This window comes from Cecembia lonarensis LW9 (genome assembly GCF_000298295.1).
GTDB classification, from domain to species: domain Bacteria; phylum Bacteroidota; class Bacteroidia; order Cytophagales; family Cyclobacteriaceae; genus Cecembia; species Cecembia lonarensis.
In genome coordinates this window covers 1-14,232 of the sequence record NZ_AMGM01000054.1, presented here as the reverse complement: position 1 = coordinate 14,232, position 14,232 = coordinate 1, and the positions used below count along the sequence as shown (strand labels likewise).

General features: G+C 38.8%; 14 protein-coding genes. 6 read left to right on the top strand and 8 right to left on the bottom strand.

Features of this window, described 5'->3' with window-relative positions:
• Positions 1 to 13 precede the first annotated feature (13 nt).
• The 7 genes from porM to B879_RS14740 form a co-directional block, all read right to left on the bottom strand.
• Positions 14 to 1,621 (bottom strand): type IX secretion system motor protein PorM/GldM, encoded by a 1,608-nt coding sequence (porM, locus tag B879_RS14770; RefSeq protein WP_009186004.1) that lies wholly within the window; start codon positions 1,619 to 1,621, stop codon positions 14 to 16.
• A 42-nt stretch (positions 1,622 to 1,663) separates the two neighbouring features.
• The gene (gene porL / locus B879_RS14765; RefSeq protein WP_009186003.1) at positions 1,664 to 2,458 is read right to left on the bottom strand and encodes a type IX secretion system motor protein PorL/GldL; all 795 of its coding nucleotides are present in this window, start codon (positions 2,456 to 2,458) and stop codon (positions 1,664 to 1,666) included.
• Between the two features lie 48 nt (positions 2,459 to 2,506).
• Positions 2,507 to 3,601, bottom strand: a complete 1,095-nt coding sequence (porK, locus tag B879_RS14760; RefSeq protein WP_009186002.1) for a T9SS ring complex lipoprotein PorK/GldK — start codon at positions 3,599 to 3,601, stop codon at positions 2,507 to 2,509.
• Between the two features lie 115 nt (positions 3,602 to 3,716).
• Positions 3,717 to 4,688: a PorP/SprF family type IX secretion system membrane protein gene (locus tag B879_RS14755; protein ID WP_009186001.1), complete on the bottom strand. Its 972-nt coding sequence runs from the start codon at positions 4,686 to 4,688 to the stop codon at positions 3,717 to 3,719.
• Positions 4,689 to 4,761: 73 nt separating this feature from the next.
• Positions 4,762 to 5,535, bottom strand: a complete 774-nt coding sequence (locus tag B879_RS14750) for a uroporphyrinogen-III synthase (protein WP_009186000.1) — start codon at positions 5,533 to 5,535, stop codon at positions 4,762 to 4,764.
• Between the two features lie 35 nt (positions 5,536 to 5,570).
• Complete coding sequence (locus B879_RS14745; RefSeq protein WP_009185999.1) at positions 5,571 to 6,677, bottom strand: DUF4271 domain-containing protein; 1,107 nt, start codon at positions 6,675 to 6,677, stop codon at positions 5,571 to 5,573.
• A 3-nt stretch (positions 6,678 to 6,680) separates the two neighbouring features.
• On the bottom strand, positions 6,681 to 8,405 hold the full coding sequence (locus B879_RS14740; protein WP_157231638.1) for a POTRA domain-containing protein: 1,725 nt from the start codon (positions 8,403 to 8,405) through the stop codon (positions 6,681 to 6,683).
• Between the two features lie 48 nt (positions 8,406 to 8,453).
• Between B879_RS14740 and hemW the strand changes: the two genes are divergently transcribed.
• Positions 8,454 to 9,575: a radical SAM family heme chaperone HemW gene (gene hemW, locus B879_RS14735; RefSeq protein WP_040400829.1), complete on the top strand. Its 1,122-nt coding sequence runs from the start codon at positions 8,454 to 8,456 to the stop codon at positions 9,573 to 9,575.
• 16 nt (positions 9,576 to 9,591) lie between these two features.
• The gene (locus B879_RS14730) at positions 9,592 to 9,906 is read left to right on the top strand and encodes a DciA family protein (RefSeq protein ID WP_009185996.1); all 315 of its coding nucleotides are present in this window, start codon (positions 9,592 to 9,594) and stop codon (positions 9,904 to 9,906) included.
• On the opposite strand, the gene B879_RS14725 is transcribed toward B879_RS14730, so the two are convergent.
• Positions 9,903 to 10,622, bottom strand: a complete 720-nt coding sequence (locus B879_RS14725; RefSeq protein ID WP_009185995.1) for a DUF4197 domain-containing protein — start codon at positions 10,620 to 10,622, stop codon at positions 9,903 to 9,905. The genes B879_RS14730 and B879_RS14725 overlap by 4 nt on opposite strands.
• A 96-nt stretch (positions 10,623 to 10,718) precedes the next feature.
• On the opposite strand from B879_RS14725, the gene B879_RS14720 reads away from it, so the two are divergent.
• The 4 genes from B879_RS14720 to B879_RS14705 all read left to right on the top strand — a co-directional run.
• On the top strand, positions 10,719 to 12,779 hold the full coding sequence (locus tag B879_RS14720; RefSeq protein ID WP_009185994.1) for a SpoIIE family protein phosphatase: 2,061 nt from the start codon (positions 10,719 to 10,721) through the stop codon (positions 12,777 to 12,779).
• A gap of 33 nt (positions 12,780 to 12,812) precedes the next feature.
• Positions 12,813 to 13,151 (top strand): STAS domain-containing protein, encoded by a 339-nt coding sequence (locus B879_RS14715; protein ID WP_009185993.1) that lies wholly within the window; start codon positions 12,813 to 12,815, stop codon positions 13,149 to 13,151.
• Positions 13,148 to 13,561 (top strand): ATP-binding protein, encoded by a 414-nt coding sequence (locus B879_RS14710; RefSeq protein WP_009185992.1) that lies wholly within the window; start codon positions 13,148 to 13,150, stop codon positions 13,559 to 13,561. The genes B879_RS14715 and B879_RS14710 overlap by 4 nt, the downstream gene beginning before the upstream one ends.
• A 91-nt stretch (positions 13,562 to 13,652) precedes the next feature.
• A partial coding sequence (locus B879_RS14705; protein ID WP_202949643.1) for a peptidylprolyl isomerase occupies positions 13,653 to 14,232 on the top strand: 580 nt, incomplete at its 3' end.

Genomic DNA, 14,232 nt, shown 5'->3' with positions numbered 1-14,232 from the left:
AACCTAAATCCGATTATCTAAGCTGTAGTCTAATGATCTCAGGCGAAGAAAGTGTATTTCTAATTCTCCTTTGTTGGAAATTAGTCCTAGTCACTTCTGTTACCCTAACCACTATACCATCGCCTGGCCTTGCTGCCGCCAAAAGGTTTCTTATGGCAACATTCTTTCCAGTTATATTTACTCTTTCACGAGGAACTTCATTCCTCAACAGGATTACCTCACCACCTGTAACCTCAAAGTTAGCATCTCTGGCCATGGTTCTTCCGAAATTGGATTCAGGAACAGCCTCTACAATAAATGTAGATGGGCCCGGTGATGGATACGCTTGACTTAGGTCGATTGGTCCTCTACCATCAAACAATCGGATGGTTGGATCAGGTACCGGTCTAATATCATACGTTACATCTCCGATTTTATTGCCTCCACTGCTGACTCCAATGGTAACTTTTCCAGCATTTCCAGGAATGACAGTCACCTGACCAGCTCTTTGTCCTTTGATAAGGCTACCGTTAGAGATGGTAAAGTCAGGCGCATAAGCATTGCCAAGCGCTGGCACATCAATGCTGAGGTCGTTGGCACAATCTGCATAAAGCTGATTAACTACTTCAGAGGTTACCCTGATGACCGGTTGAGCTACAAAGTATTCGTAATCAACAGCCAATGTAGAATCTACTCCAGCAATATTTACCACGATTTCACCCCTTAGAACCCTTCTTGCCAATCCTCTGTCATCATATTGACCGGCAGGTGGTACGGTGAAACTGATTTCTCCGAATCCATCCACAACTGGAACTTCCCTTCCGTCAACCGTCATTTTGGGAGCAGAAGATGAAGATGAGGAAGCCACGAATAGATTAGCTTCAAATTTTGTGCCCGCAGCAACTACGTTGGAGTTAGCCGCTATACTTGCCTTAAAGACATCAGATTTGAAGTAGAAAGTACCAATCGAACCAGTGATAGCCGATAAGGCCTCTGACTCAATATTCAAAACCTCATTTTGATATTGGGAGATAAGGGCCATTACTGCTCCGACCGGAGACTTGACAAAGTTCAAATTAACAAAACTTTTATTTCTAACATCGGGATCATTTTTAAAGATCTCAATGTCTTTCGCATCTTTAGCTATGTCTTGGAAACTAAGCTCAATACCCACACCTTTAAGGATAGCTGAAATTTGCTGAGGATACTCATTTAGCCTATCCTGCATTTCAAAACCCTTTCGGTTATTATTAAAAATATTTCCAGGGATATCCACATTTTTCAAAGCAGAGTTTCTAAACTGACCCTGCTCATTAACTGCATCTGATGCAGTGATCAATTCCTGCTTCAAACTCTCAAGGTAGGTAAATACCTCTGCCGTAGTTTTTCTCACTTCCTGAGCAGCGGCTACCTTGGGAACATCCCTTTCGTTATTACCTTGCTGTTCAACTGTATTTGCAATAGATGAAACAGTGAATTCATTTTTGCTGATAAAATTTTTGGAAGTCCTTTCCAGGCCATCATTCAGCAATACAAACTTTTGGAGGATCTGATTACTTACCTGTAATGCCAGCAATGCTGTCAGTACAAGGTACATCATTCCGATCATCCGTTGTCTTGGTGTCTCTTTTCCGCCAGCCATATCTTAACTTGATAAAAGATTAAACATAAAATACATCAGGGCTTAACCTTTCATGGCTGTTAACATACCGCCATAGATTTTATTAAGAGAACTTACGTTTTGATTCAATTTTGCCAATTCAGTTTTGAAAGCATCTGTTTCTTTACCTGCTTCAGCAAGTCCCTCCATCGCATTAGCCACATTAGAGTAAAATTTATTCAATGTCTTCATGTGGTTTTGCGCATCGATCAGCTCCATTTCGTACACATTGTTTAACGCAGATAAGTTTTTGGTAACTTCTACAACCTGTGCATGATATTGCTTAGCATCTGTAGAGGCTGAAGAAAGCTCCACGAGGGCAGTGGCCGTTTTACCATATGATTGATTGATATCAACCAAGGTTTTGGAAGCCGATTTTACATTTTCTGCGTACTCATTGGTAGCTACGGCAGCATCTGACAGCTTGCCCATTTTCTCAGCGGAACTAGCCAGGTTGGTCATGCCTTTACTAAGACTTTCAAAAAGTTCAGGTCCTATTTTGGCATTTTCCATCATTTCATCGAGTTTCTGGGTTAACCCAGCACCTTTAGCTGCTTTTTCTTTTGTTGGCGCAGGTTCTTCACTGGCCAATTCAGGATAAACCTTTGACCAGTCTATTTCCTCTTGTTTAGGTTCAAAAGCTGATAAGAAAAATATCGCTGCTTCTGTGGTAAGGCCAACGCCAATCATCAAGCTGGCAAAAGGCCAGTCAAGAATTTTGAACATCGCTCCTAGAATTACTACGGATGCACCAATACCGTAGATTTTTGGCATGACACTGCCATAAAATTTGTGCTTAAAAGAATTTTTGTTTGCCATTTTGAATAGATGATTAAGTGATATTTGATATGTATTGACTAGGGCTGATTATCTTCTTCTCCTTCTGTTGTTGTTTACGTCCATTGATCCGGATCTTCCCAGGAAAGTCACAACAGTTCTAAAACCGATATGGGCTGTTTTTACATCCTGGTATTCATAAGTTCTGGTACTTGTTTCCAAATAATGTGCGATGTCTTTCCAAGATCCTCCTCTTACAACTTTCCTTCTTTCGTTTGGATCATCGTACTTTGGATCTAGATCCCAGGTTAGAGAACTGGATACAGGACTGTAGGCATCCTGAACCCATTCTGCCACGTTACCGGACATGTTGTAAAGACCAAAACCATTAGGTGCAAAAACATCAACGGGCGCTGTGTAAGCGAATCCATCATCGATATAGTTACCCCTCCCCGGTTTGAAATTGGCCATCAAACAACCTCTTCGGTTTTTTAAGTAAGGACCACCCCAAGGATACTTAGCAACTTCCTTTCCACCTTTGGCGGCATATTCCCATTCGGCTTCGGTAGGTAGTCTAAAACTTGGATAATCATAATCAGACCTGTCGTTGGCATTCATATGAAAAGTCCTCCACTCTGCATACATTTGGGCTTGCTCCCAACTTACACCTACCACGGGGTAGTTGTCAAAAGCTGGATGATCAAAATAGAACTCCATCAAAGGGTCACCATAATGATAAGTAAAGCTGCTTGACCAAACTGTGGTATCAGGCAATACTTCGTCCAAATTGAAAACAGGTGGTTCTTTGAGCGTAGTAGGCGTACCATAGGTGTATTCACCTAAGCGTACAGCTTCAACGAACTGCCTGTACTTATTATTGGATACTTCATACTTATCCATGAAAAATTCAGAGATAGTAATCTGCTTGTTGAAAGCAGACTGCGTGAAGCCTATGTCTTCATCAGCCTGTCCCATCCAAAAAGTCCCGGCCTTGATGGCCACCATGTCAACTGGCAAGGGTTGTTGCCAGATTTGTCTCTTGGGAACACCTGTAACTTCCCCTCTCCGATTTTCTTTTTCACTGGCAGAGCCTCTCTTGCCAAAAAGTCCACAACCCTGAAGCAAAATGGACACAAAAAAGATAGTTAAAACGGACAAAATTCTGAAATTCATTAATCTATACATGTTTTACATGAATTAAGTGATGTAAAATTTTGCTGTAAATCACTTGTTTATAATCTCGAAATTTAATGTAAAATCTCAGAAAATAGCAAATTTGACAAGAAATTTCGATAATTTTTTAGAACCTAAATCTTGGTGTCCTCTGAATGGCTTTTTGAAATTCTCTGGAAACCGGTTGCAGATTGTAAGTCAACATAAACTCGTGACTAGTTGGAGACTTGGCTTCAAGACCACCAAACACCAAGTCAAACGCATAGCCTAACCTGAGAGAATTATCTCTTAATATTCCATATCCGAATAATAAGGAAACGGATTCTTCACCCCGATAGGCCAACCCTCCACTGATCCTTTGATTGTGTGTGGCTATAACGCTGATATCATATGAGAAATTATTGAAGGAAACAGATTTAATTAAAAAACTTGGCTCAAAAGTCCAGAGGGCAAAGGTCCGAATTCTGTAACCTGCCAGTAGATAGGAATGATTCATCAATTGGTTGTCAATCGCCCCATCACCAAAATCAAAGCCAGGCTCATTAATATGTCTGCTTCCAAAGCCTACATAATATTTTCCTCTATCATAAATCGCGCCAAGACCGAAATTAAAATTCATTCTGGTTTCCCTGCCAGCAGATGGAATACGTGGATCCGGATTCACAACCACCCATTCGTCATATTTTAAAGTACTTGAAAATATACCTCCTGAAGCTCCAATACTTAAAACACCCCTACCCAAGGTCTTATGGTAAGCAGTAGACAAATTGACTTCCTGACTGTTTGTGGGCCCAATGTTGTCATTCACGAATGTTAGCCCAAATCCTATATTATAATCATCCAGTCTTGCGGAAGCTGTCAAAAGCTGGGTAATCGGAGCTGGACCATTGGTACCTGTATAATTTAACCACTGACTGCGATGTAGGGCTGAAAAATTATAACCTGCCTCCTTCCCTGCAAATGCTGGGTTATAAAAAAGGCCATTGTTCATATATTGCGTAAACTGCGCATCCTGCTGACCTTTGGCTCCAAATGAAAGCCAAACCAGTAAACTAAAAATAAGTAAGGGCTTTATTTCGGAGAATTTCAGCGCTTTCATACTGGACCTTTGGTAGTTATTATTTTTTATTCTACACAATTAAACTGAAAATCTCCATAAAAGATTAAAAAGATCACAAATTATTTGCCTTTTTAATGTACAACTCCAATGCTCCTGTCATACTCGGTGCATTGGGCATGGGTGCTTCTATATCCAAAATTAGACCTTGGTCCAGAACCTCCTTAGAAGTTGTGGGGCCAAAAGCAGCTATCCTGGTATTGTTTTGTTCAAAATCAGGAAAATTATGCTTCAAAGATCTAATACCTGATGGACTGAAAAACGCCAAAATATCATATTTGATATCCCGAAGATCAGAAAGGTCCGCCGCTACAGTATGGTAAATTACTGCTTCCGTGTAAGAGATTCCCATTTTATCTAAGTATTCAGGGATGTCATCTTTCCTTATATCGCTACATGGGAAAAGGTATTTTTCTGATTTATGCTTCTTGAAATAATCAAAAAGGTCTGAGGCTGTCTTTTGGCCAACAAACAGTTTTCTTTTCCTGATCACTATATATTTCTGAAGGTAATGCGCTGTCTGCTCTGAAATACAGAAATACTTCATGTCCGCAGGCATTTCAATTTTAAGCTCTTTACAAATCGTAAAAAAATGATCTATCGCATTTCTGCTGGTAAATATGATCGCTGTATGCTTAAGAATATCAATTTTCTGTTTCCTGAATTCCTTTATAGAAACCGGCTCCACTTGGATAAAAGGTCTGAAATCAATCTTTAATTTATATTTTTCAGCAAGTTGAAAATATGGAGACCTTTCATCACTGGGCTTTGGCTGAGATACCAATATACTTCTAACTGGATTAAGTCTATCTTTTGTAGCTTTACTCATAATATTGATCTTATCCTTTCTCTAAACGCATCAACTCACCCTGTCAACACTTTCACAAATATCAAAAATGGAATGAGTTCTGCGCTGCAAATGTAAGCAAATAAATGGTAATTTTTAAAGGGAACCCTATTTACCATAATAAGAAACATCAGCATAACACCCATTAAATAAAGCCAGAAAAAAGATTTAACACCATAAATCAGGAGTATTTCGAGCATTTCCCTGTGATTGAAATAAAAATAAACACTGACACCTAATAAAAGCAGCATACTGATAGATATAATCCTTAGCAAATAAAAAAAGTGTGCAAGATCATATTTATTCAAATCAAAAAGAAACACCAATACTTTTAGAAACAAAAATTTAAAAAGTGAAACCAAGGCCAAAACAATTGCTGACATTAACCAGATAAAAAATAAGCTGTTAATATCACTTTCCACTAAAGAAACAGAGAAGGTTAACCCTGAAATTTTAAAGAACAACATGCCGAATAATGAGACGCCTAAGTTGACAATGAAAAGGTAAAACAACACATCCAAAGAAAAGAATTTTTGAATACTTCCCGAATCGGAGAAATCTTCAGCAGTAAAAATGGTCTTTGGCTGTACAACAAAACGTAAAACCGTTGGAAAGACAACTTTAAATATGGCAAACAACAACATCAATATTACCAATGCCAATACAAAAAAATCTTCAAATGCTGTAATCTCTCTTTTTTCAAAAACTGTATCCGAAGCTATGAAGGGTAGCATTGGTTCTGAAACATCTTCGAAAAGTCCTTTGTACAACCTGAGATTTTCAGGGCTTATATGAGGGCCTAAAACTTCCAGTCTGACTTTGTTAGTACCTTCGGCATACTTATCCTTAATTACTTTGGTACTTATGGTAAAGCTGGTGTCTTTCTCAGTAAGCATCCAAAGTCTTCCATCGAAAAAAACTGAAGCTTCTCCGGGAATTTCAAAACGGAATTCACTATTGGGAAAATTAAGGATGTCCAAATCCACCTTTGCCGAGGCAATTTTATTGAAAAATCCTTGAGGTTTTGTGAAATCGATACTAGACTGATAGTTTTCAATTACCTGTGCTTGCACATGAAAGGTCAGGAAGAAAAGAAGAAACAAAAACAAGGCACTTTTTTTCATGTATTAAAACCTCCCCGTGTAACCAAAATGAATTTTGGACAAATTCAAAGCAAAATCCTGTGTATTTGAACCACCCAAAGCATAAATAAAATTAAATATTCCACTCCCTGTTTCAAGACTAAATCCCATACCCGAAGCATAAGGAAAATCTGCAGGTAATTGTTGGACGCGATTTTCAAGTCTTCCCACATCTGCAAAAATCATAAAATAAGAGTAGGTATCAAAATAAAACCTGGGCTCCACATTTAGGAATATAAAATTATTGGCAAAAAAGAAGTTTTCATTAAACCCCCGAATTGTCCTCAAACCACCCAACCTGAAAAGGTCATTGACGAAAAGGTTGGGGTTTTCCATCCATCCCGCCGACAGCCTAGAAAATAAACCCCACCTCGAATTCCAATAAAAGTGTTTTTCAAAACTTCCCCTTAAGTCATATTGAAGGGTTCTTAAATCAACCCCTTCGTACAATATTTCCGGAATGGCCGTGTTCACCAGAATGCTTTTGTTTCCAACAGATAATTCCAAATTGAACAAGCCTCCCCTTCTTGGAAAAAACCTGTCATCTAACCAGGACTGCTCAATGCCCAATCCATAACTATTAAACCGAAAATCCCCCACATCAGGCAACCTTTTGGCCTCGGATAACCCGGAAACCGCCAAAAGGTCTCCAGCTTGTCTCCTGGAAAAAACACTTAAATAGGTTTTTGCTCCCAGCCTATAACCAAAATCAATTCTAAAATCCCTATTTAAAAATGTGGTATCCTCCTTCAACAGAAAAAATGAAGCCCTAATGTCAAGTGCCGAACCCAAAACCAAGGGTTCCAGTGCCGATACCTGAAGGCTTTGTGAAAACTCATTAAACCTTTGCCAATGCAATTCATAATTCCGACCTCTTCCAGCCACATTAAACAAAGCCAGGTCAAACTGTCCCGTCACCAACATTCTTCCCCCTTGCAATTCATTAGGCAAAAAACCTATTATCCCATCAATAGAATTGATGCTACGATCATTCACCGGTAAATACAAAGTGGCTTCTTCATTCTGAAAACTTATCTCAGGCTCACCTGACCACCTTAAATAAGGTAAGTTCCTGACCTGCCTGACTCCGTCATTGATCTTTCTTTGTGAAAAAGCCTCTCCTGGCCTAATTTGGAGAAAATTAGCTAAGAATTCAGGTTTAGTTTTGGAATTACCGGTAATTTTCAAAGTATCAAAAGTAATAAAGGGACCCATTTCCAAATCCAATGCTCCTGCAATGCCATTCCCTTTTCGTATTAAAGAATCCAAACCAATGGAAGCAAATGGATAACCTTGATTCTCAGAATTATTGAGTAGCTTTTCAAACAAAAGTGCCACTTGTCTATAATTCACTGCTTGTTTTTGGTACTGTCTCAGGTCAATGCCTGACTTCACCAAGAACACAGGGTCTACATTTCCCCTACTAATTTCTACCCATTCAAATTTTTCTCCAGTATATATTTGCCAAATATCAGGTTGCCCCTCCCTATTTTCCCAATTATACGCCAGGTTTAAATAACCCATTTCATGAAGCTCACCCAAAATCTGTTTTTTGCTTTGGTTTAATTGCAGAGAATCACTGTAAGCCAGCTCTCCTGTTCTAAAAATCTCTCCTTTAACTTCATACTTCAGAATACGCTCCTCTTGTGCATATCCCGGTATCAAGCCAAAAAAGCTCAGGGTCAAAAAGTAAATGGACTTAATTTTCAATGCTTGCTAATCAGTTTGAATGTATCTTTGAGCCTAAAATTAATCATTTTGTCCGGTATCTACATCCATATTCCTTTCTGCAAGCAAGCTTGCCATTATTGTGATTTTCACTTCAGTACCCAATTACAGAGAAAAGAAGAAATGGTTCGCATGCTAAAAATTGAACTTGAGCAAAGAAAAAACTTTTTACCCCAGACCACACCTGTTCAAACCATTTATCTTGGAGGAGGCACACCATCTTTGCTCAGTGAAAAGGAAATGGAGTCGATTGTAAACACGATTCATCAACACTATGCCTTGGACCTGAAAGAATTCACATTGGAGGCCAATCCAGATGATTTACAGATTGATAAACTAAAAACGTTCAAATCTTTTGGGGTTGACAGGTTGAGTATAGGTATTCAAAGTTTTGATGATAAGGTTTTAAAATTTTATAACCGTGCCCATAATAGTCAAGAGTCTTTGAAGGCCATAGACCTTGCTAAAGGTGCGGGATTTGACAAGTTATCCATTGACCTTATTTACGGTTTTCCTTATGACAATCACAACATCTGGGAAAAAGACTTACAGCGAGCTTTATTTTTAGACCCGGGGCACATCAGCAGTTATGGCCTAACTATTGAGCCTCAAACTGCCTTGGGCAATTGGCTGAAAAAAGGCAAATTTAAAGAGGCATCAGAAGAATTTCAGGCAACGCAATTCGAAATGCTGCAGAAAGCTATGAGTGAGTCAGGTTACGTACAATATGAAATTTCAAATTTTGGGAAAGTAGGAAAGTTTGCCCTCCACAACACCAACTATTGGATGGGCATTCCCTATTTGGGAATTGGACCCAGTGCCCATTCTTTTGATGGGAAAAGCAGAGGTTATAACATAGCCAACAACGCCTTATACAATAGGGCGATTCAAAAAGGAGGGACGCCTTACCAAATTGACAATCTATCAAAACAAGACTTGGTCAATGAATATATCCTTAGCTCATTAAGAACTATTTGGGGCTGTAGTATGGGTAAATTGAAAAATGATTTTGGAGTACTGCTAGATGAACAGGAAGTCCATAAGCTTGAAAAACAGGGAATGTTAAGGCTGAATTCAGGAAACATAGTCCTCACGGATAAGGGCAAATTACTGGCAGATACCATAGCTGCTGCACTTTTTATCGAAGTTTAAATACTATCTTTGGATAATGAACAAGTACAAGGACCATACTGGAAGAAAAAAAGATGTCGCCCCACTACAGGAAGCATTTCAAGAATTGCTAAAAGCTTATAGGTTAAAAGACAAATTTGATGAAAGGAAAGTGATTCAAGCCTGGCCTGAAATGATGGGTAGGACAGTAGCCATGCGGACAGAATCCCTCTTTGTCAAAGAAAAAAAGCTATTTGTTAAAATTTCATCAGGTCCATTGAAGAAAGAGCTATCTATGAACAGGTCTAAAATCTTAAACCTGATCGAAAAGCAATTTGGTAATGCTGTGATCGAAGAGGTAGTTTTTCTCTAATCTTGGGCAGCAAATACCCTCCTCATCAAAGCAGATGTCCGCTCCAATGGGTTTTCCCTGATATTTTTTTCTTCTATAGCGATTAACTGAAATAACCCATCAATTGCCCGCTCGGTAACATAGGCATTTAAATCCGGATCTATTTTTCTGTTTACCAAAGGAAGGTTATTATAGGAACTGGCTATATCTCCATAAAACCTGGTTGCCCCCACCTCATTGAGTGATTCCTGGATTTTGGGCTGAAATAAATCGATCAGTTGTGCTTCGGTGGTTCGCCTTAAAAATTGTGTTGCTGCATCCTCATCCCCTCTTAGCAATTGGAAAGCATCCTGTATGGTCATTTGCCTTATGGCCTGAATAAAAATCGGCTTGGCTTCCTGGGCTGCCCGCTCAGCACCCCTATTGATAGCCAAAAGTGCCCGGTCTACCTCTGCCCCTAAGCCAACTTGCCTAAGCGTGCTTTCAACTCTTCTGGCATCTTCCGGTAAAAGAATTCTAATCATTTCATTTTTGAAAAAGCCATCCGTCTGAGAAGCCTGGTCTGCACCTTTGCTGATGCCTTGAATTAAAGCTTCTTTTAACCCTTGTGAAACTTCTGCCTGGGACAATGGGGCTTGACCACTCGCGCTTTGAAGCAATCGATTGATATCAGCAGATGTGCAGGAAGCAAAAATCAGAAATGAGACAACAGCACAGGTTCTGGATAATAACTTCATTTTTTTATTAAATTTTAACATTATTTGATGAATGGGCCTAGGTAAAAGCCGGAAATAATTAAGTTAGTTTTGGTAATATTGTGGTTCTTTAGGTCTATGTTCAAGTTGTTGAGCCCAAATATCGGTAAAGTAAGTTTGTTAATTGCCATCTTATCATGGCTTGCCCTGCTTTTTGTAGATATTACAAGGATCTTTGGAATGTTGAATCAAATTGAATCAGGGGTAGCTCCTGAGGTTTCTTACATCCTTCAGGTTGCTTTTTTCATTATGGTATATCTTTTCTTCAATTACTCCATTACGAGGAATGAGAGAAATGAGTTTTTGAATCTTATTTGGAGAGGGGCATCAACAGGTTTGCTGGCATTGGCCATTTCACTTCTGATACGTGGTTTTTACGGCTTACTTGGAGACTCCACGTTAGCCAATGACCCCTTAATGAGAAATTTCTTTTATCATGTCAACTTTGCTTTGATAAGCTTATTCCTCATTTCTTGTACCCTTTTGTGGAAAAGGCTCATTCTGTATCAAAAGTCAAAAAAGGTAGTTCAGCAATGGCAGGCATTTGAAATACTCCTATTAGTGAGCATGTTTTTTGTGTTTTTTAACCAAAACACATTGGACTACAGCTTTATTTTTGGCCTTGTTTTTATTACCGTATTTTCCATTTCCCTGTCTATCAACTTGAAATGGATACCTTACCTGACATTTAAAGAAAAATGGAAGTCAATTCTTTTTTTCTCCATCATCCTGGTATCTGCTTCGTATTTATTCATTCAGGTATTGTCTTACAGTGATGTGGAACAAATTCCCGTCAATCTCACGGACAACCTTCTCCTAATAGGGCTTTTTATATTTGTATTTATCTATTCTCTTTTCAGTTTTTTAGTCACGCTATTCAACTTACCTACCTCTTCGGTGTTTGAGCAAAAATTGATAGAAGCCATAAATTTTCAAAGACTGAGTCAATCCATAAAACCTGGGGAAAATGAAAATCAGGTGCTGGACATTTTGATCGACTCCAGTATGAGTGCGTCTTATGCCGATGCAGGATGGTTGGAAATTTTAGATGATGAGGATAACCTTAGCGTTTTACAATTCAGATTCATTGAAAAAAACACACTTAAAGAATTAAAGGATATACTGGTTCAATCAACAGCCTATCCTCAGGATGCTACACAGAAGAGAGAAGATGACTCCAAGTCCGTGCAGATTAAAATAAACCATAACACCTATAAATCTGCTTTGGTCACGGCGCTCTACATCAACCAAAAGCTGATGGGCCGATTGGTTTTGGTAAAAGAGGTTAAAGATGGATTTAACAAAGAGATGGTAAACATCATTTCCACTTTTGTTGGGCAAGCCTGCATATCTGTGGAAAACTACCGACTACTCAATGAAGCCATTAAAAATGAAAGGTACAAAGAGGAGTTGGAAATTGCGCAAAGGGTACAGGAAAGCCTCTTACCTGACAAACTTCATCATGATGAATCTTTTGAAATATCGGCATTTTCGGCAGCAGCTGATGAGGTCGGTGGAGATTATTATGAAACCAAACAATTGGATGAGCATAGATTTGCTTTGATTATAGGAGATGTATCTGGAAAAGGCACCTCGGCAGCATTCAACATGTCTCAGATGAAGGGGGTCTTTCATAGTTTGGTGCAGACGCATCCCAAGCCCAAGGATTTTATAGTTTTAGCAAACAATGCGCTGGGTCAGTGTTTAGAAAAAAATCACTTTATCACGACTTCCTATTATGTTTTGGACACGGTCAACAAAACCATTGCCTACAGCCGTGCAGGACATTGTCCCACTTTATTTTATAAACATCATACACAAGAAGCCGATTATCTGAGTATTGATGGCATGGGTTTAGGAATTTTGAGAAACCACCTTTATGAAAACTACGTACATGAGAAAACTTTCCATTTTGATACCGGCGATGTATTGGTTTTGATTACCGACGGTATAGTAGAAGCAAAAGATAATCGGGGAGAGGAATTTGGTTATGAAAGGCTCAGAAAAGTTGTCCAACAACATGCGGGCTTGAACAGCCAACAAATACAGGACATCATTATCAAAGAAGTCTACAAGTTTATCGGTAAAAATACCATTGCAGATGACGACTATTCTCTTATGGTCGTAAAATTCAAATGAAAACATTAATATTGAAAAAGCGTATATATTGACATGCTTAAGATTGAAAATATCGATCAAAATGACCACATAGTTCTGCAGCTTAAAGGTGAAATTGATGCGAGCAATTCTGTAGACCTGGATGCAGCGATTCAGGAAATGCTGAACAAAGGAGCAAAAAAAATATTGGTTGATTGTGCTCAGTTGGAATACATTTCCTCAGCGGGCTTGGGTGTATTCATGTCCTATTTAGAAGAATTTCAAGAAAAAGATGTTCAAATTGTAATATTTGGGCTATTGGAAAAAGTTCATCAGGTATTTGTCATCTTAGGCCTTGATAAGTTAATTACGATTAAGACTACTCAGCAAGACGCGCTCGAAGCGATGCTATGAATGATTTAAAATTATATTGTGACACCCAACAACTGGCTTCCTTAAGGGATTTTTTACATAACACCCTTCGGCAAACCGGCCTCAACGAAATAGACATTCACCAGCTCATTCTGGCAGTTGAAGAGGTATGTGCCAATATGATCATTCACTCTCATTCCTGTGATCCTGAGACATACATCAATCTGCGTACCCAGATTTCTGAAGAAGAGATTGTTTTTGAAATCACAGATATGGGTAAAGGCTTTAATCTCTTGGAATATCAGGAACCGGAAATCGCTGAAGTGGTTAAAACCAAACGAAAAGGTGGACTTGGCATCATGTTGGTAAAAAAAATAATGGATAAAATCGAATTTGAATCCAATGGAGTTAAAAATACTTGTCGCTTAATCAAGGGACTGAATTCCAAATAATTGTTAATTCTTGTGGGTTAATAACCAAACTGCCCCAATTTTTTCGTATAAATTTGTAACATTGCAGTATCATTTCGGTATGTATTTTCCTATGAGTAAAAAATTCATTTGCTTTTATCTATTGGTGGTTGCTTTATCTTGCAGTCCAAAAACCACCGTAAAAAAGGAGGACACTGCAGTCGAAAAAGCGGTTCCTTTAATGACTATAGGCAATGAAGACATATATGCTGAGGAATTTTTATACCTATTATCAAAAAACAGACAATTCCAGGATGAGAAAAACCAATTGAGTCCTGAAGATTTTGACGAAAATCTCCAACTTTTTATCAATTATAAGCTGAAAGTCCGTGAAGCTGAAAACATGGGATTGGATACTTTAGAGGAATTTAGAAGGGAGTTTGAGGTATTTAGAGAAGATCTCATTCAGCCCTATCTGATCAAAAATTCCCTGCAGCAAGGAGAGCTGATGAAAGCTTATAATAGGATGAAAGAAGTTGTTAAGGCGAGCCATATTTTATTACAGTTTCCTAATAATGCAAGTAGGGAAGATACCATTGCTGTGTTTAGGATGGCTCAAAAACTAAAGGCTGAGGCTGAGGCCGGAACAGACTTCAACGAATTGGCATTTGAGCATTCTGAAGATCCTTCTGCAAAAGACAACCGCGGAAGCC